The organism is Bradyrhizobium sp. 137 (genome assembly GCF_023074095.1).
In the GTDB taxonomy this organism is placed as follows: domain Bacteria; phylum Pseudomonadota; class Alphaproteobacteria; order Rhizobiales; family Xanthobacteraceae; genus Bradyrhizobium.
The window spans coordinates 47,559-64,466 of the sequence record NZ_JADPKU010000039.1 but is presented as its reverse complement, the minus strand read 5'-3'; the positions used below and the strand labels follow the sequence as shown (position 1 = coordinate 64,466).

General features: G+C 63.7%; 21 protein-coding genes and 1 tRNA gene. 6 read left to right on the top strand and 16 right to left on the bottom strand.

The annotated features are described in order from the left end of the window. Positions 1-3: 3 nt before the first annotated feature. From IVA78_RS07280 to IVA78_RS07265, 4 genes are read right to left on the bottom strand one after another with little or no spacing between them, the layout of a single operon-like run. On the bottom strand, positions 4-915 hold the full coding sequence (locus IVA78_RS07280) for a hydroxymethylglutaryl-CoA lyase (RefSeq protein ID WP_247281035.1): 912 nt from the start codon (positions 913-915) through the stop codon (positions 4-6). A gap of 1 nt (position 916) precedes the next feature. Further along, positions 917-2,920: an acetyl/propionyl/methylcrotonyl-CoA carboxylase subunit alpha gene (locus tag IVA78_RS07275; RefSeq protein ID WP_247281034.1), complete on the bottom strand. Its 2,004-nt coding sequence runs from the start codon at positions 2,918-2,920 to the stop codon at positions 917-919. A 4-nt stretch (positions 2,921-2,924) separates the two neighbouring features. Further along, the gene (locus IVA78_RS07270; protein WP_247281033.1) at positions 2,925-4,529 is read right to left on the bottom strand and encodes a carboxyl transferase domain-containing protein; all 1,605 of its coding nucleotides are present in this window, start codon (positions 4,527-4,529) and stop codon (positions 2,925-2,927) included. A 24-nt stretch (positions 4,530-4,553) separates the two neighbouring features. Further along, entirely contained in the window at positions 4,554-5,726 is a 1,173-nt protein-coding gene (locus IVA78_RS07265; RefSeq protein WP_247281032.1) for an isovaleryl-CoA dehydrogenase, read from the bottom strand. A 111-nt stretch (positions 5,727-5,837) separates the two neighbouring features. On the opposite strand from IVA78_RS07265, the gene IVA78_RS07260 reads away from it, so the two are divergent. Then, positions 5,838-6,866, top strand: coding sequence for an AraC family transcriptional regulator (locus IVA78_RS07260; RefSeq protein WP_247281031.1), 1,029 nt, complete (start codon positions 5,838-5,840; stop codon positions 6,864-6,866). A 102-nt stretch (positions 6,867-6,968) separates the two neighbouring features. Here the strand turns inward: IVA78_RS07260 and IVA78_RS07255 are convergent, their stop codons facing one another. From IVA78_RS07255 to IVA78_RS07245, 3 genes are all read right to left on the bottom strand, one after another. Then, positions 6,969-7,265, bottom strand: a complete 297-nt coding sequence (locus IVA78_RS07255; protein WP_247281030.1) for a DUF3551 domain-containing protein — start codon at positions 7,263-7,265, stop codon at positions 6,969-6,971. Positions 7,266-7,482: 217 nt separating this feature from the next. After that, entirely contained in the window at positions 7,483-7,977 is a 495-nt protein-coding gene (locus tag IVA78_RS07250) for an Lrp/AsnC family transcriptional regulator (protein ID WP_247281029.1), read from the bottom strand. 211 nt (positions 7,978-8,188) lie between these two features. Further along, complete coding sequence (locus IVA78_RS07245) at positions 8,189-8,494, bottom strand: ETC complex I subunit (protein WP_247281028.1); 306 nt, start codon at positions 8,492-8,494, stop codon at positions 8,189-8,191. 255 nt (positions 8,495-8,749) lie between these two features. On the opposite strand from IVA78_RS07245, the gene IVA78_RS07240 reads away from it, so the two are divergent. Continuing rightward, a complete protein-coding gene (locus IVA78_RS07240; protein WP_247281027.1) occupies positions 8,750-9,916 on the top strand; it encodes an OpgC domain-containing protein in 1,167 nt (388 codons plus the stop codon). Positions 9,917-9,941: 25 nt separating this feature from the next. Here IVA78_RS07240 and IVA78_RS07235 read toward each other — a convergent pair whose 3' ends face one another. Further along, positions 9,942-10,136, bottom strand: coding sequence for a hypothetical protein (locus tag IVA78_RS07235; protein ID WP_247281026.1), 195 nt, complete (start codon positions 10,134-10,136; stop codon positions 9,942-9,944). A gap of 857 nt (positions 10,137-10,993) precedes the next feature. On the opposite strand from IVA78_RS07235, the gene IVA78_RS07230 reads away from it, so the two are divergent. Next, positions 10,994-11,215, top strand: a complete 222-nt coding sequence (locus tag IVA78_RS07230) for an RNA-binding protein (protein WP_247281025.1) — start codon at positions 10,994-10,996, stop codon at positions 11,213-11,215. A gap of 66 nt (positions 11,216-11,281) precedes the next feature. Here the strand turns inward: IVA78_RS07230 and IVA78_RS07225 are convergent. The 4 genes from IVA78_RS07225 to IVA78_RS07210 form a co-directional block, all read right to left on the bottom strand. Next, a tRNA-Pro gene (locus IVA78_RS07225) sits at positions 11,282-11,358 on the bottom strand. 74 nt (positions 11,359-11,432) lie between these two features. Next, the gene (locus IVA78_RS07220) at positions 11,433-11,918 is read right to left on the bottom strand and encodes a DUF192 domain-containing protein (RefSeq protein ID WP_247281024.1); all 486 of its coding nucleotides are present in this window, start codon (positions 11,916-11,918) and stop codon (positions 11,433-11,435) included. A 114-nt stretch (positions 11,919-12,032) separates the two neighbouring features. Continuing rightward, positions 12,033-12,662 (bottom strand): cold-shock protein, encoded by a 630-nt coding sequence (locus IVA78_RS07215; RefSeq protein WP_247281023.1) that lies wholly within the window; start codon positions 12,660-12,662, stop codon positions 12,033-12,035. A gap of 198 nt (positions 12,663-12,860) precedes the next feature. Continuing rightward, on the bottom strand, positions 12,861-13,622 hold the full coding sequence (locus IVA78_RS07210) for a Sir2 family NAD-dependent protein deacetylase (RefSeq protein WP_247281022.1): 762 nt from the start codon (positions 13,620-13,622) through the stop codon (positions 12,861-12,863). Positions 13,623-13,884: 262 nt separating this feature from the next. Between IVA78_RS07210 and IVA78_RS07205 the strand changes: the two genes are divergently transcribed. Next, positions 13,885-14,049, top strand: a complete 165-nt coding sequence (locus IVA78_RS07205) for a hypothetical protein (protein ID WP_247281021.1) — start codon at positions 13,885-13,887, stop codon at positions 14,047-14,049. Positions 14,050-14,114: 65 nt separating this feature from the next. On the opposite strand, the gene IVA78_RS07200 is transcribed toward IVA78_RS07205, so the two are convergent. After that, complete coding sequence (locus IVA78_RS07200) at positions 14,115-14,402, bottom strand: hypothetical protein (protein ID WP_247281020.1); 288 nt, start codon at positions 14,400-14,402, stop codon at positions 14,115-14,117. Between the two features lie 281 nt (positions 14,403-14,683). On the opposite strand from IVA78_RS07200, the gene IVA78_RS07195 reads away from it, so the two are divergent. Together IVA78_RS07195 and IVA78_RS34365 are read left to right on the top strand one after the other, a co-directional pair. Next, the gene (locus IVA78_RS07195) at positions 14,684-14,914 is read left to right on the top strand and encodes a hypothetical protein (protein ID WP_247281019.1); all 231 of its coding nucleotides are present in this window, start codon (positions 14,684-14,686) and stop codon (positions 14,912-14,914) included. 77 nt (positions 14,915-14,991) lie between these two features. Continuing rightward, complete coding sequence (locus IVA78_RS34365) at positions 14,992-15,117, top strand: hypothetical protein (RefSeq protein WP_256464568.1); 126 nt, start codon at positions 14,992-14,994, stop codon at positions 15,115-15,117. On the opposite strand, the gene IVA78_RS07190 is transcribed toward IVA78_RS34365, so the two are convergent. The 3 genes from IVA78_RS07190 to IVA78_RS07180 form a co-directional block, all read right to left on the bottom strand. Continuing rightward, positions 15,114-15,311 carry a hypothetical protein gene (locus tag IVA78_RS07190; RefSeq protein ID WP_247281018.1) on the bottom strand — a complete coding sequence of 66 codons (198 nt, stop codon included), beginning with the start codon at positions 15,309-15,311 and terminating at the stop codon, positions 15,114-15,116. The genes IVA78_RS34365 and IVA78_RS07190 overlap by 4 nt on opposite strands. An 814-nt stretch (positions 15,312-16,125) precedes the next feature. Beyond that, the gene (locus IVA78_RS07185) at positions 16,126-16,263 is read right to left on the bottom strand and encodes a hypothetical protein (protein WP_247281017.1); all 138 of its coding nucleotides are present in this window, start codon (positions 16,261-16,263) and stop codon (positions 16,126-16,128) included. 400 nt (positions 16,264-16,663) lie between these two features. Next, the gene (locus IVA78_RS07180) at positions 16,664-16,867 is read right to left on the bottom strand and encodes a hypothetical protein (RefSeq protein ID WP_247281016.1); all 204 of its coding nucleotides are present in this window, start codon (positions 16,865-16,867) and stop codon (positions 16,664-16,666) included. Positions 16,868-16,908 lie beyond the last annotated feature (41 nt).

The window sequence follows — 16,908 nt, the reverse complement described above, 5'->3', positions numbered from 1 at the left end:
GCCTTAAGTCGCCGCGCGCCTCCGCTTGGCGTTCAGCGCGGACGCCACGCGGCTCACTGGCGGCTTGCCCAGCACGGCACTCATCTCGTTGGTCGCCGCCAGCAGCCGGTCCATATCTATACCGGTCTTGATGCCCATACCTTCGAGCATGTAGACGACGTCCTCGGTCGCGACATTGCCAGTCGCTCCGGGGGCGTAGGGGCAGCCGCCGAGGCCGCCCGCGGCGGCGTCGATGACGCGGACGCCCTCCTCCATCCCCGCATAGAGATTGGCGAGGGCTTGGCCGTAGGTGTCGTGGAAATGCATTGCGAGATGGGCGGGAGGAATGTTGGCGGCAACTGCGCGCAGCATCTCCCTTGCCTTGCTCGGCGTGCCGACGCCGATTGTATCGCCGAGCGAGATCTCGTAGCAGCCGAGCTCCCATAGCGAGTTGGCAAGATCGGCGACCGCCTTCGGCTTGATCTCGCCGTCGAACGGGCAGCCCAGCACGCAGGAGATATAGCCACGCACTTTGACGCCATCGGCTTTGGCGCGCGCGAGCACCGGCTTGAACCGCTCGATGGACTCCGCGACCGAGCAATTGATGTTGGCGCGCGAAAAGCCTTCCGAGGCTGCCGCGAACACCGAGACGACCTTCGCGCCCGCCGCGCTCGCGGCGTCATAGCCCTTCTCGTTCGGCACCAGCACATGGAATTCGGCGCCCTGCACATGGCTGACGCCGCGCAGCACGGCGTCCGAGCTTGCCATCTGCGGGATCGCCTTGGGCGAGACGAAAGCGCCGACCTCGACCGTGGTGAGGCCAGCCGCGACCAGCGCCTCGACGAAGGCGATACGGGACCCGACGCTGACGACCGTCTTCTCGTTCTGGAGGCCGTCGCGCGGCCCCATCTCGATGATGCGGATTTGGTCGCTCATCTCACTCTCCCGAAGGCTCGACCACAGCGAGTTCGATCCCCTCCTGCACGATGTCGCCGACCTTGCATTTGACGGACTTCAGCACGCCGGCATAGGGCGCGCGCAGCGTCTGCTCCATTTTCATCACTTCGAGCGTGAGGATCGGCGCGCCCTTATCGAGCTTGGCGCCCTCCTCCGCCAGCACGGCGACGACGGTACCCGGCAACGGCGCCGCGATCTTGTCCTCGCCGGCATGCTCTTCGCTCTCGCCGCCGAACGGATCGACCCAGTGCAGGTCGAAGCGGCCGTTGCGCGTGCGCAAATACAGCTCATGGCCGTCGATCACCGCCGCGACCTGCGATTTGACGCCGTCCAGCGTCAAGTCAAAGCCGCCTTCCTTGGTGGCAATCGCGAACGCCAGCTCGCGTTCGCCGATCACCAGCGTCGAGGCGCCGCTCCCGTAGTTCAGCGTAATCTTCTGCTCTGGCCCATGGCCGACGCGAAAGGCGAAAATGCGCTGGCGGCAGCCGACCGGCTGCCAGCCGAAGGTCTGCCAGGGCGAATTCGCATCCGCCTGCGCTGCTTGCCGTTCGTCATTGACGATTGCGGCCACGGCGGCGCACAGCTCGAGCTCGCCGGGCGCCGGCGCTGCCTGTGTCAGCACCGCCAGTTCGCGCTCGATGAAGCCGGTGTCGATCGCATTGGTCCGCACCTTCGGATGCGTCATCAGCGCCGACAGGAACGGAATGTTGGTGACGATGCCGCGGACGTCGGACTCCTGCAGTCCGCGGTTGAGCCGCTCGATCGCGACGTCCCGCGTCGGCGCCCAGGCAATCATCTTGGCGAGCATCGCATCGTAATACGGCGACACGCTGTCGCCCTCGCGATAGCCGGCATCGATGCGCAGTCCGCCGGTCTCGGCCGGCAAACGCCAGATCGAGATCCTGCCGACCGATGGCATGAAATTCTTGGTTGGATTTTCCGCATAGACGCGCGCCTCGACCGCATGGCCGTTGAGCCGGATCTCGTCCTGCTTCAAAGGCAGCGCCTCGCCGAAGGCGACGCGCAGCTGCCATTCGACGAGGTCGATGCCCGTAATCAGCTCGGTCACGGGATGCTCGACCTGGAGGCGCGTGTTCATCTCGATGAAGAACACGTCCTTGCCGTCGGAGACGAACTCGATCGTACCCGCCCCGACATAGTTCACCGCGCCCGCCGCCTTTCGCGCGGCGGCGCAAACGGTCTCGCGCTGGGCAGGATTGAGTGTCGGCGATGGTGCCTCCTCGATCACCTTCTGGTGCCGGCGCTGGAGCGTGCACTCGCGCTCGAACAGCGACAAGAGATTGCCGTGGCTGTCGCCGATCACCTGCACCTCGATGTGCCGAGGATTGTCGACATACTTCTCGATCAGCATGCGGTCGTCGCCGAACGCAGCCTTGGCTTCGCGTTTGGCGCTGATGATCGCGGGCCCGAGTTCGGCCGCCGAGCGCACGATCCTCATACCGCGGCCGCCGCCGCCGGCCGACGCCTTCACCAGGATGGGAAAGCCGATCCTGTCCGCAGCCTTCGAAAGCGTCGCCTCGTCCTGGACTTCGCCGTGATAGCCGGGCACCAGCGGCACGCCAGCCTTCTCCATCAGCGCCTTGGAGCCGGATTTCGAGCCCATCGCATTCATCATCTCGGCGGTTGGCCCGACGAAAACAAGCCCCGCATCGAGGCAGGCCCGCGCGAATTCGGCATTCTCCGATAGGAAGCCGTAGCCGGGATGCACGGCTTCGGCGCCGGTCTTGCGCGCGGCCTCGATCAGCCGCTCGACATTGAGATAGCTGTCGCGTGCCCGCGCCGGCCCGAGCAGCACGGCCTCGTCGGCGAGCGCGACATGCATCGCGTCGCGATCGGCCTCGGAATAGACCGCGACCGTGCGCAGGCCCATGGCCCGCGCAGTGCGGATGACGCGGCAGGCGATCTCGCCGCGGTTGGCGATCAGGAGCGTGCGAAATCGCCGGTAGAGCTTTGAGCGGTCCATCGCATCACATCCTGAACAGGCCGAATTTCGTCGGCTCGATCGGCGCATTCGACGCCGCCGAGAGGCCGAGCCCAAGCACCAGCCGCGTGTCGGCCGGATCGATCACGCCGTCGTCCCAGAGGCGCGCGGTCGCGTAATAGGGATGCCCCTGGCTCTCATATTGCGCGCGGATGGGGCTACGGAATTTCTCTTCCTCTTCCTTGGACCAGCTATCACCCTTGGCCTCGATATTGTCGCGCCGGACCTGGCTCAGCACCATCGAGGCCTGCTCGCCGCCCATTACCGAGATGCGCGCGTTCGGCCACATCCACAGGAAGCGCGGCGAGTAAGCGCGGCCGCACATGCCGTAATTGCCGGCGCCATAGGAGCCCCCGATCACGACGGTGAATTTCGGCACCGAAGCGGTCGCAACCGCCGTCACCAGCTTGGCGCCGTCGCGCGCAATGCCGCCGGCCTCGTATTTCTTGCCGACCATGAAGCCCGTGATGTTCTGCAGGAAAACCAGCGGGATGCCGCGCTGGCAGCACAGTTCGATGAAATGTGCGCCCTTGAGCGAGCTCTCGCTGAACAGGATGCCGTTGTTGGCGATAATTCCGACCGGATAGCCCCAGATATGAGCGAAGCCGCACACCAGCGTCGTGCCGTAAAGCTTCTTGAACTCGTCGAACTCGGAGCCGTCGACGATGCGGGCGATGATGTCGCGCACGTCGAATGGCTTGCGGCCGTCGACCGGGACCACGCCGTAGATCTCCTCCGCCGCAAACAGCGGTTCGCGCGGCGGATGCATGTTGAGGTTCGGCCGCGTCGGTGGCTTCAAGGTGCCGACAATGCGCCGGGCGATGCCGATCGCGTGTGCATCGTTCTGTGCGTAATGGTCGGTCACGCCGGACTGCCGCGAATGCACGTCGGCGCCGCCGAGCTCCTCCGCACTCACGACTTCGCCGGTCGCAGCCTTCACCAGTGGCGGACCGCCGAGGAAGATGGTGCCTTGATTGCGAACGATGATGCTCTCGTCCGACATCGCTGGAACATAGGCGCCGCCGGCAGTGCAGGAGCCCATCACGATCGCGATCTGCGGGATACCAGCCGAGGACATCTGCGCCTGGTTGTAGAAGATGCGGCCGAAATGCCGCTCATCCGGAAAGATCTCGTCCTGGAGCGGCAGGAAGGCGCCGCCGGAATCGACCATGTAGACGCAAGGAAGGTTGTTCTGCCGCGCGATGTCCTGCGCACGCAGATGCTTCTTCACCGTCATTGGATAGTAGGTGCCGCCCTTGATGGTGGCATCATTGGCGACGATCACGCATTCGCGACCCGAGATGCGCCCGACCCCGGTGACGACGCTCGCCGAATGCACGTCGCCGCCATAGAGGCCATAGGCCGCGAGCGGCGACAGCTCCAAGAATGACGTCCCGGGATCGACAAGCAGGTCGACGCGCTGGCGCGCCAGCATCTTGCCGCGTGCGGTGTGGCGGTTGCGCGACGCCTCACCGCCGCCGCCGGCGACCTGGCTAAGCTTTTCACGCAAGTCCGCGACAAGGGTGCGCATGGCCTCGGAATTGCGCGCGAAGTCTGATGAAGACGGATCGATGCTGGAATGGAGCGGCATGATGATTCCAATGAGGTGAACGTTTCAAGCCGTCTCGGCCATCAGCTCGCGGCCGATCAGCATGCGGCGGACCTCCGAGGTGCCGGCGCCGATCTCGTACAGTTTGGCGTCGCGCCACAGACGTCCGACCGGAAATTCACTGGTGTAGCCGACCCCGCCGAGCGCCTGAATCGCCTCGCCCGCCATCCATGTCGCCTTCTCCGCGGAATAGAGGATCGCGGCAGCGGCATCCTTGCGCAAGCTGCGCGCGTGGTCGGCGCGGTCACAGGCGCGCCCCACCGCATAGACATAAGCGCGCGTGGCCTGCCAGGTCGAATACATGTCGGCAAGCTTGCCCTGCATCAGCTGGAAGTCGCCGATCGGCTGGCCGAACTGCTTGCGCTCGTGCATGTAGGGCACCACCGCATCCATGCAGGCCGCCATAATGCCGAGCGGGCCGCCTGACAGTACCGCGCGCTCATAGTCGAGGCCGGACATCAGCACCTTGACGCCCTCGCCCACCTTGCCGAGCACGTTCTCCTCCGGCACCTCGCATTCGTCGAAGAACAAGGGGTAGGTGTTGGAGCCGCGCATGCCGAGCTTGTCGAGGTGCTGGCCGTGGGTGAATCCCTTGAAGCCTTTCTCGATGAGGAAGGCGGTCATGCCGCGCGGACCGGCCTCCGGATCGGTCTTGGCGTAGACGACGAGCACGTCGGCGTCGCCGCCATTGGTAATCCACATCTTGGAGCCGTTGAGCACGTAGCGGTCGCCGCGCTTGTCGGCGCGCAGCTTCATCGAGACCACGTCGGAGCCGGCGCCGGGCTCCGACATCGCGAGCGCGCCGACATGCTCGCCGGAGATCAGCTTCGGCAGATAGCGCTGGCGCTGGGTGTCGTTGCCGTTGCGGCGGATCTGGTTGACGCAGAGATTGGAATGGGCGCCGTAGGAGAGCCCCACGGCAGCCGAGCCGCGCGAAATCTCCTCCATGGCGACGATATGGGCGAGGTAGCCCATGTTTGACCCGCCATATTGCTCCGGCGCGGTCATGCCGAGCAGGCCGAGGTCGCCGAAACGCTTCCAGAGGTCTGCCGGAAACAGATTGGCTTTCTCGATGTCGGCAGCGCGCGGGGTGATCTCCGCCTCCACGAAAGCGCGAAGCGTGTCGCGCAGCATGCCGATGTCTTCGCCCAGATCGAAGTCGATGCTCGGGATGTTCAAGGCGATTCCTCCGTATCTTTGCGTCCGAACCTAGCGGGGCCCAGGCGCTCTTGCGGTCGAAAAGGTTGCATTTTCCGCCAAACTTGGCGAGGATTTTCCGAGGGAATTCCGATGCCTTTTCAAGCCGCCACCGCTATCCCGCGCCGCGCCGTGACCCCTGCCGCCTTCGTCCGCGGCGTGGTCGCCGCTTATGAACGATACGGCCGCGATCCAGCGGAGGCGCTGAGCCGGGGTCAGGTAGCGCTGGACCTTGTCAATTCTCCGGATGGGCGGATCACCGCCGCCCAGTTCGAGGCCGTGGCAGGCCATGCCATGCGCGAGCTCGATGACGAAGCGCTCGGCTGGTTCTCGCGGCGGCTGCCTTGGGGCACCTACGGCATGCTGTGCCGGGCCTCTATCACCGCACAGACGCTGGAGGTCGCGCTCAAGCGATGGTGCCGGCATCACCGTCTGGTGACCGAGGATGTGCTGCTCGATCTCGAGGTTGGCGAAGAGACGGCCGTCGTGTCGATCCGCGAGCTCCGTGACCTCGGGCCCTTCCGCGAGTTCTGCCTGGTCACCCTGTTCCGCTACGTGCTCGGCTTCTCGTGTTGGGCGGTCGACTCCCAGATCGCGCTCCGCGCGGCTGAATTCCCGTACCCGGAGCCCGGCCACGTCTCCGTCTATCCGACCATCTTCTGTCGGACTATCCGCTTCGACGCGGACCGCGCCGCGATCATCTTCGACAAGCACTATCTCTCGCTGCCGCTCACGCGCACCGCGGTCGACCTCGACAACATGCTCAAAGGCGCGTTGCGGCTGACCGTGCTGCCCTATCGGCGCGACCGCCTGCTGGTCGAGCGCGTCCGCCGCGTGCTCCGCAATGCGCGTGGGCGGGTCCTCGGTGCCGAGGATGTCGCGCGCGAGCTCGCGCTGTCCACACGCACCATGCACCGACGCCTGCGCGAAGAGGCCACCTCACTGCGCGATCTCAAGGAAGAGGCGAAGTTCGAGCTCGCCAAGCAGGAGCTGATGCGCGGCCGCACCCCGATCAAGCGCATCGCGGAGATCGCCGGCTTCCGCAACGAGAAGAGCTTCTCGCGCGCCTTCCGTACCTGGACCGGCGCGAGCCCGCGTGAATTTCGCGGCCGGTATCGGTGAGGCACACGCGAGCGCGTGCGTTGCGTGGTCGTCATGAAATTGACGGCCTCCGAGATGACTCTCGGAGGCCGTAACATCTCCAAACCAGTCTCGATTGCAACGTCAGTTCGAATTGGTCTGTCCGCCCGACCGAAGCTTGCGCGACTGCGTCTGCTTCGGCTGCAAGGCGAACGCGTCGCTGGAGGTTTTCGCTCCGCCGCTCTGCGAGCACGTGCCGCCGATGCCGCCGGCCGCGGCCCGGCACGCTTCCATCGTCGGATAGCCGCAGCCATGAGCGGCCTGGGCGCCGTTGGTGATGCAGTATTCTTCCGCCTGTGCTGCGGGTGCGGTCATCATCAGAAACGCAGATGCAAACAGCGTCGCAGCGGATGCGACGAACGTCTTCGAAATCGATGTCATGGTGTCTTTCCTGCTTCAGGGTCCCACAAAAGAGTCCTCGGCATGGCAGGCACGCCGAGGTTCACACCTTGCATCTAAGCGGCGCCGGGGAACCGACAATCACGGCCGAGCGCATTGCAGGACTTCGCAAATCACATGTCGCAGTTAGGTTATTGACTCATGTATTATAATTCGGATTGCATGAAATACCGATTTGTCCGACCGGAGTATTCGGATCCTATCCTGCCGGCGCCGCCACGGCGACCTCCTGCAACGGCAGTGGCACGTCCTTCGCGACACCCAGCACCGGAAAGCTGCGGACGTTCTTCACGTTCGGCATCGCGGCGAAATGCAGGAGCTGCTGGCGCATGCTCTCGACGCTCGGCGCCACGCATTTAAGGAGATAATCGGTGTCGCCCGAAATCCGCCAGCACTGCTGGATGCGCGGGATTGCGGCGATCGAGCTCTCGAACGCCTCCAGCACCGGCTGGGCCTGGCTGCCGAGCTGGATCGACACGAACGACACCACCTCAAAGCCGAGCCGCCGTTCGTCGATGACAGCGCGCACCGCCCGGATCACGCCGCGGCTGAACAACGATTTCAGCCGCCGCAGGCAGTTGGGCGCGGATACGCCGACGCGCAGCGCCAGCTCGTTGTTGCGAACCCGCCCGTCCTGCTGCAGCTCGGACAGTATCTTCAGATCGACGCGATCGAGCTGGTCACGCCCCGCCATACCCCACCTCGCCCATAAGCTCGTCATGCCTCGCACCAGCGAAGCACGCGGCGGAATAGCTGCCAAGGGCCAGAGCCACTGGTTGCCTCATGGCCGGGCCCTGTCCGGGCCATCTAGGTTCTTTCGCGCGCCCCTGAGATGTAGATGCCCGGGACAAGCCCGGGCATGACGAGTTGACGTCGTTTGGACGCGGCGCAGTCTCGCCCGCTCCTCAATGCGTCCAGGGCTCGCCGCGCCGGAACGAGAAATTGTCGGCATAAGCGACCGGCCGGCGCACCGACTCCTGCGGCTCGATCACCTGGTAGGCGATCCCCTTGCGCTCGCAATAGGCGACCGCCTCTTCCTTAGAGTGGAAGCGCAGGGTGATCTGCTGCTTCATGTCGCCGGACGAGGTCCAGCCCATCAGCGGCTCGACCGAACGCGGCTGCTCCGGCTCGTAGTCGAGCTGCCATTCCCTCGTCTTGGACCGGCCGGATTGCATCGCGTTCTTGGCGGGCTTGAAAATGCGTGCGGTCATGGGTGGTCCGGGCCTCTTGGTCTTTCGCTCGATTTCGATGCGTCACGGTGGCAGTTGGTGGAAACCTCGGGGATAGTATAGAGACACCGTTGGAGAAATGTTCGGTGATTCCGGCTCCCGGGTGCCCTACCTTACGGGTATAGTCATTATGCTGCACCGTGACAATTGCGTACCCGCCTTCCGCGCCGGGACCCCGCCCGACGCCATTGCCTCCCCGACATCAGCGTATTTGTTCCTTCCGAAAGCTCTCGTTGCATGGCCTTCCTGAACATCAGCGCAACACTTCCCGAAAAGGGTCGCGACCTCCGGCTCGACCTGTTTCGCGGCGTCGCGAACTGGGCGATCTTCCTCGACCACATCCCCGACAACGTCGTGAACTGGGTCACGACGCGCAATTACGGTTTTTCCGACGCCGCCGACCTTTTCGTCTTCATCTCCGGCTACACGGCGTCCTTCGTCTATGCGCGCATGATGCTGGAGCGCGGCTTCATCGTCGGCGCCACAAGGCTGACCAAGCGGGTCTGGCAGCTCTATGTCGCCCACATCATCCTGTTCGTGATCTATATCGCCTCGATCAGCTACCTCGCCCTGCGCTTCGGCGATTCCGAGATGATCAACGAGTTCAACGTCGCCGGCCTCGTCGACAATGCCACCGAGACGCTGCGCCAGGGCCTGTTTCTGCGCTTCAAGCCGCTCAATCTCGACGTGCTACCGCTCTACATCGTGCTGATGGGACTGTTCCCGCCGGTGCTGTGGTTCATGCTGCGCAAACCCGACGTGACGATGGCGCTGTCAATCGTGCTGTGGCTCGCCGCGCGCCATTTCGGCTGGAATCTGACGGCCTATCCGGCCGGGCAGTGGTACTTCAACCCGTATTGCTGGCAGGTGCTGTTCGTGTTCGGGGCCTGGTGCGCCATGGGCGGCGCGCGGCGCTCGATGGCGCTGATCAATGCGCCGGTCACGCTCTACCTCTGCCTCGCCTATCTCGCCTTCGCGCTGATCATGACTATGGCTGGGCGCTTCCCGACCTTCGGCGGCATGTTCCCGCAGTGGCTGTTCTCGGCCTTCAACCCGAACGACAAGACCAACCTCGCGCCCTACCGCTTCATCCACTTCGTCGTGATCGTGATCCTGGTGATCCGCTTCGTGCCGAAGGAGTGGCCGGGCCTAGAGTGGAAGGTGTTCGATCCGCTGATCGTCTGCGGCCAGCAGTCACTCGCGGTGTTCTGCGTCGGCGTGTTCCTCTCCTTCGTCGGCCATTTCGAGCTGTCGATGAGCTCGGGCTCGCTGCTTGCGCAGCTCTTCGTCAGCATCGCCGGCATCGCGATCATGACGACGGTGGCCTATTACATCTCCTGGTCGAAGAAGCAGGACAAGCCCTTGAAGCCGCCACCGTCCAAGCCGGCAGCGAAGGCGGCCTGATCGTGACGCGGCGGCCGAAGCCGCGTCAGGCCGCCGCTTCGCCGTCGAACTCGGTGAACTTCTTGTAGATCCAGTCGCGGCCGTCATGGCGGCGCCAGACCTTGCCGTACACGAGCTGCCCGTTGATCGAACGGCGCGGCACGATCACGGTCCAGAGATGCCAGATTTCGGTCCAGCTCGTCTGCGGACCGGCGGTCTTGGAATTGCGATCGAAAGACATGGCAGAACTCACTGGCGCGGAAGTCACCCGCGCAGAACTCAACTGATGCGCGCGCTGCCGTCCACGTGCGAGCGCGGATTTCCGGCAGCCCATCGCGAGCCGTGCTTGATGTGATAACAGTCACTGAGGCGGCCGCAACAATCGCTCGCCCTTAACCTAACCGGTCAACCTTACTTCTCGTGCGCAAACGGCGAGATTGGTTGAAAGCCGCGGTCGACTTTTCTAGAATGCTTGCGTGATTTGAGAGCGCGCCGATTTGAGACGCGCGTGTTTTTGGCCCGACACGTATTTTGAAAACAATTGACCGGCCGGGGCGACCACAATGAATTTGCAATGTGCATGTCTGCGCTTGGCACTGCGATCGACGGCGCCTGTCCCGATCGTAAACACGTCCGCCCAGCAGCCGCCGAAAGCCGCCAACGATAACCAGACGGTCTGGCCGTTCGTGCCATTTCCGCTCGGCTGGCACGCCTCGAGCTGATGACGAGATCTGAACAGTGATGCCTGAAAAGCGCAACGCCGCGCAAGCGGAGTATCATCGCTCGGCGGCGTCCGTTAGGCATTGGGCGCTGAAATCCCCAACACGAATATGTCTTTGGCGGCGCTCAGAAGGTTCGAAGAGCGTCCGGAAATTCTGCGCCGCTCTGACGACCGCACGGCTTGAGGCGTCGCACCGAAGTCGCGCGGCAACGAGGTTGAGCGCCAAAGCTTCCGCCGCGCCTTTCGGCCCACACGAGGGCAACCAATCGCTGCGCCACGCGTTGCAGCTTTTTCCCGCCTGTCCGAGGGTGTCCGCAATCAGCGTGCGCCCGCCTGCACGGAGGCGTCGCACGTCCATATGAGCTGGAGCGCGGCCGGTGAACTGTCGCGAACGAGCCGAAACCAACGAATGCCAGGCCGCAGGGCGAGGAAACGCTGGGAGCCAAGTCGATACGCCGGAGAAGCTCGTCGAGACGCCGGAGGCCGGAAGCTCGCTGCTTGCGCTCGGCGGGCTCGGCCTCGCGGGGATCGCCATGCTGGGCTGGATTTGCGCCCTCGCCTGGGTTGCTTGGCACCTCGTCAGCTGGCTGTTGTTCTGACGCGGTCCCGAAGCCCTCATAAGGCTTGGGCGTCGGCCTGGGGATGCTTGAGGCGCACGTCGGGACTGGTCGGGGCAGCTGGATTCGAACCAACGACCTGCAGTACCCAAAACTGCCGCGCTACCAGGCTGCGCTATACCCCGAATGTCCGGCGCGCCCCGTCGATACACGCTTCCCGGCTCGCCAGCAAGGCGCCAATGACGCCGATCCGGGGCGCCTATTTGCTGCCGAACAGCGGGTGGGCGACCCGGTCGCCAGGACGGATGCCGTATTTCTGCGCCGTTCCCGCCACCACCTCCAGCACCGCCCGGGCGGGGCCCTGAGACGAGATGATCTTGGTCGAGAGCGGCTCGGTGTTCTCGGCGATGCGCAGGATGCGGCCGTCGGCGCGGATGAAGATCATGTCGAGCGAGACGTAGGTGTTCTTCATCCACATCGAAACTTCCTGCTCGGGATTGAAGTCGAACAGCATGCCTTTGCCGTCGGCCAGTTCCTTGCGATACATCAGGCCGGTCTGCTTCTCCTGCTCGGTCGTCGCCATCTCGACCGAGAACACCTGCACGCCGCTTCTGGTGACGATCTCGAGCGGCTGGAAACTCGCGGCGCGGACGGATCCGATTGCGGCGACCATGCCGGCAACGACGAGGATGACGGCAAGCCAGCCCTTCACAACGGACCAGACGGCCTTTCGATCAGAATTCATGGGAGTACTCGGGGCGTGGGACTGGAACAGTCCTTACGCAACGGTCGCCGGAAAAGCCAGAGGCGCGCCGGTCGGCCGGTGCGCCTCTGCTCACGATTGCGGGAATTGGTGCCTTTAGTGCGACTGCAAGCCCGGCGAGCCGGTCTCGGGATGGATTTCGGCCGCCATCATGCCCTTGGAGCCGGGCCCGAACCGAACCAGCACATATTGGCCGGGGCGCAGTTCAGTCATGCCGAATCGGCGCAGCGTCTCCATGTGCACGAAGATGTCGGGCGTGCCCTCGCCGCAGGTGAGGAAGCCGAAGCCGCGCAGCCGGTTGAACCATTTGACCTGAGCCCGCTCCAGGCCGCTGGTCGGGGTGACCGTGACGTGGGTGCGCGGCGGCAGCATCTGCGCCGGATGGATCGCGGTGGATTCGTCCATCGAGACCACGCGGAATGCCTGATAGCCCTTGGCGCGCTGGATGCACTCGACGACGATGCGGGCGCCCTCGTAAGCGGTCTGAAAGCCGTCGCGCCTCAGCACGGTGACGTGCAGGAGCACGTCGGGCCAACCATTGTCGGGAACGATGAAGCCATAGCCCTTTGAGGCGTCGAACCATTTGATGACGCCGTGAACCTCGACCAGATTGCCGCTGCCCTCACCCAGTCCGGTGAAGGGGCTGAGCGCGCTGTCGCGACCGCCACCGTGCTCGCCCACGGGAACTCCAACCTTCTTGGACTCAAATCCGTCCGACGACCCCATAACCCCGGACCCCACACTGCCATGCAACCCGCCACATTGGCGGCGCTCGAATCACGCGTCTTAAGAGAATGTTCTCAATTCGACGCGACGCGAATCTTTCGACTCAAAAGATAACACTCCCGGTTGCGAGGCATAGACAAAAAAGAGATTCGCCGGGACCTATGAACAGCTTGCACAGCCGCGAATCAAATTGATGCCTCAATTCCCGGCAAAGGGCCCGAGCGTTTCGCCGATGTCGTGATGGATCACGAGGTCGGCGATGTCGTCCTGCTCGGTCGGCTCGCGGTTGATGATCACCAGACGTGCGCCGGCGTCCTTGGCCAACATCGGAAAGCCTGCCGCCGGCCACACCACCAGCGAGGAACCGATTGCGATGAAGAGGTCGCAGGCCTGCGACAGCGCGGTTGCCCGCTGCATTTCGTCCTCGGGCATCATCTGGCCGAACGAGATCGTGGCGGTCTTCACCGGCTCGTCGCACGTGGTGCAGTTGGGCGCAGCGCCCTCCGCGTCGAATCGGCGCTTCACCCAGTCGAGCTGGTAGACCTTGCCGCACCCGAGGCAGCGCGCATAAGTAGTATTTCCGTGAAGTTCAATCACGTGCTCGGCCGCCACCCCCGAGGCCTGGTGCAGATTGTCGATATTCTGGGTGATGATCGCGGGAACCTTGCCGGCGCGACAGAGCGAGGCCAGCGCTCGGTGGCCGCGGCCCGGCTTTGCAGCTGCGAAGACCTGCTCCATCGCAAAGCGGCGACGCCAGGATTCGTCGCGCGCCTCTTGGCTCGCCACGAACTCGTCGAACGGGATCGGACGGTTGCGCATCCACAGTCCGCCCGGCGAGCGGAAGTCGGGGATGCCGCATTCGGTCGAGATGCCGGCGCCGGTGAACGGCACGATTCGCTTCGCTTCGGCGATCATCTCGCCGAGCCGTTCGACGCCGCTGCGAAGATCCAATGCAATCAATCGCTGCTCCCGATGTGTTTGCGCTAGCTGCAAGGCGCACAAGCGGCAAGATTGTTGACGCTCTTGTCCAACATGATGAAAAAGAGCGAAGAGAAACAGAGTAGGCAACTCCTGCCGCCCCTCGCATATCACAATCCTGCAATGCCTCCTCCCAATTGACGCCCCATTCGAGAGCCCCAATGGATGTCTCACGACGCAATGCGGCGGCAGCGCTCGAGGTCAGTCGAAAACACAGGTTCAGGTGCGAACAGAGGGGATGGACATGACCGAAGATGAAGAACGCAAAGCCCGCGAACGCGATGAGATCGCCGCCCGTGTTGCCGCCTTCCGCGCCACCCAGGAGAAGTTCAAGCGCGAGCGCGAGGAATATTTCGTGTCGACGCTCGATAATGCCCGCAAGGCGGAGCGTCCCTCGCTCTGGCCGTAGAGCGTGACATCAGGCGAACGAAAAAAAGCCCGGAGCCTTGCTCCGGGCTTTTCGCTTGTCAGTCGCTACCAGTGGCGCCAGTGGTGGTGCCGATAGTACGGTCCGCCGCCGTAATAGGCGTAAGGACCCGGTCCGTAATAGTAGCCCGGGCCGTCGTAATAGCCGTAACCCGGACCGTAATAGCCGTACGGATGCGATGCCGCGACCGCGCCCGCCGTGATTGCGCCGGCGGCAAGGCCGAATGCGAGGCCCGGCCCGATACCGCGGCCACGCGCCTCGGCAGGCGCAGGCGCCGCGACCGCGGTTACGCCGACGGCTGCGACGGTGGCCAGAACTGCCAATGTCTTCCTCATAATCTCCTCCTTCGCGCGTCTCGCGGAGATAACGGCGAGGGCCTGCGATGGTTGCGGCAATGCGGAACCGCAAGCCGTCCAAAAAATAGCGAGCCAGCAGGAACGAACGCTGCCTGCGCGGATTAACTCTGCAAGTGCGGAAGCCTTCACCATCCGGTTGAGGCGACAGCACGAAGACCCCGCCAGCATCCTCCGCGATGCTGGCGGGGTTTTTAGTTTCACGGGAGAGATGGCAGCAGAGGTGAGCTTCTGCCAGCGGGGCGGACGATCGAGGAGGAGAGATGCCCATATCCGCTTTGCTGGCCCGTATCCGCCGGCTCGTGCCCAAATCCGACGATCAGCACTACGAGGAGATCGTCCGCAGCTTCGGAGTCGGCACGCTGCGCCCGCCGGCGAAGCCAATGAGCGACCGCGAACTGGCGCAGGCCATCGCCGAGTTCCTCAAGGAACGGCCGTCGAGCGAGTCCGTTGCGGCCCTCGGCCGAAGGCTCGATCCCTCGTCCGGCCTCTGAACGGCGTAACTTCCTGTGTGCACGGAACAACATTTTCGCGCACACGTTGAGTCGTCTTCAGGCAGATGAGGCCCGACATGCCCGTGTGGCTCGAAGTCTTGCTCAACCTGTCCGGCTATGCCGGTTTCGTCGCGCTTGCAACGCGCGGCGGCATGTTCCGGGATACGTCCGCGGACGATCGGATTTGCGGCGAGAAGCGCTAGTTCGCGTGCGGCGCCTGCCCTGCCGTGCGCATCAGCCGATCCGCCTTGACCGCGACACGCGTGTCCTCGACCTGCGGCCGCAGCGAAAAGCTGATGGCCACGAAAGCGAGACAGAAGAGCGTGCCGACGATGGCGACGCGCCGGTAGGTGTGGCGGTCGCCTTGATAAAAGAACGGCTCCGAAAATGGTGTCATGACAAAATGGCTTCTGGACAAAGGCGTTTCTTGCAAACTCGCAAGGTCGTTTCTTGATTGTCGTTGCCAGACACCTATCCCAAGTAGCGGCGAGTGCAACGCGATTGGGCTTTTAACCTAACCGAATAGGGTTATTTGCTTTCCCCCAAGCTTTCGTTAGGCGCTGCGCCGCGATCTTGGTGCGCCGCTTCTGCATCGCGCGGAAGGTCCGCGCTGTCACGGCCCGCTACTCCCGACCTCCTTTGTTCCAGCTTCGACTCCTTTTCGTTCGCAAAGAACGAATCGGAATCCGGGAAATCGGCGCGGAGCAACCGTTAATGGGCGGTGAGGAGGCGCGCGGCGAACGTCCGATCACGTAAGGTCGGTCGCTGCGGCACCGATAGCTTGCCTTGGCGTGGCTGCGAGTGGCGGACGCACCGGACGACCGCCGCGCAGCCCCGCCGTGACGGACGTGTCCCGCATCGACACAGAAGGCGTGGCTTGTTCTGCATCCGACTCCATTTCGTTCGCAAAGAACGAATCAGAATCGGAAAATCAGCGGGGCGCGAATCCTAACGATCCGTGAAAGCGTGCGCCGTCACGTCTTCGGCGCACGAGTCCTTGGCGGGAGAATTTTCGGCGGTAAGAATTTCGAGACGACGGCGAACACGATGACGATCTCACGGCACGGCTCGCATCGAAAGCTGTTGGGTGAGTTCGCCGTCATCGGCTTGGCGCATTGCGGGCATGTCATGCTGCGGGAACGCTGACGTCACAGGTTCGTTCCGTCACGTTGGCTTCCAAGGGCAATCAGCGATGGCGTTCGCTGATCCAATCACGCCGCCCGCTTCGCCTTGCCCTTCTCCGAAAAGCATTCCAGGATTTGGATGCGGAGCTCTTCTGCGGCCGGGCCATCGAGCTTTCTGAGCTCGTTCCAGAGCCTGATCACCTCGCGCTGTTTCTCGACGGTCATGAATCACCTCCAAGAGAAGATGACCAACTAGAACAAAATGAGAACAGAAAGTCCAGTCCTCCCCGAAATTCCACAGGGCGTGGCGGCTTGAACCTGCTCCGCGCTGTGCAGACCAAGGAGGCTCGGGATTTCAGCGCCTTGTCATACGGCAGCGCCGCCTGACGAACATATCCCGTCCTCGCGGCGCGGTTGCTATTTGGATTTTCAACCTTACGTTACAAGCGCAAGCGGCCAGGCGCTGAAATCCCAACGCCGTCAGCCAAGAGAGCCCCGTGCGAACGCGCGGAGTTTTTCTTTTCAGCCGCGGCTGGGCGGCAGGCCACCGCCGTGAGGACGAGTTTTCCTCTGTCGCATTGTCCGGCCGAATTCGATGGCGCCGGCGCCCTGGTGCGACGCGGCGCTAGGTCCCGGAGTTCCCGCGCCACGTGCGGGACTTGCGCGAGGCGCCGATGATCTGCCAGTTCTGCGAGAGCGAAATCCCGATCGGTCTTTCGGTGTGCCCGCTTGCGGCAAACCGCAGGGCGCGCCGGGACAAAACAGTCGGCGCTCCCTGGGGCTTCTCCTGATCGTCGTGGTGATGTTCGGCGTTGCCGTCGCCGAGCACCACTTTTTCTTCAGCGGTTGACCCGTCGTGATTCTTCGCGA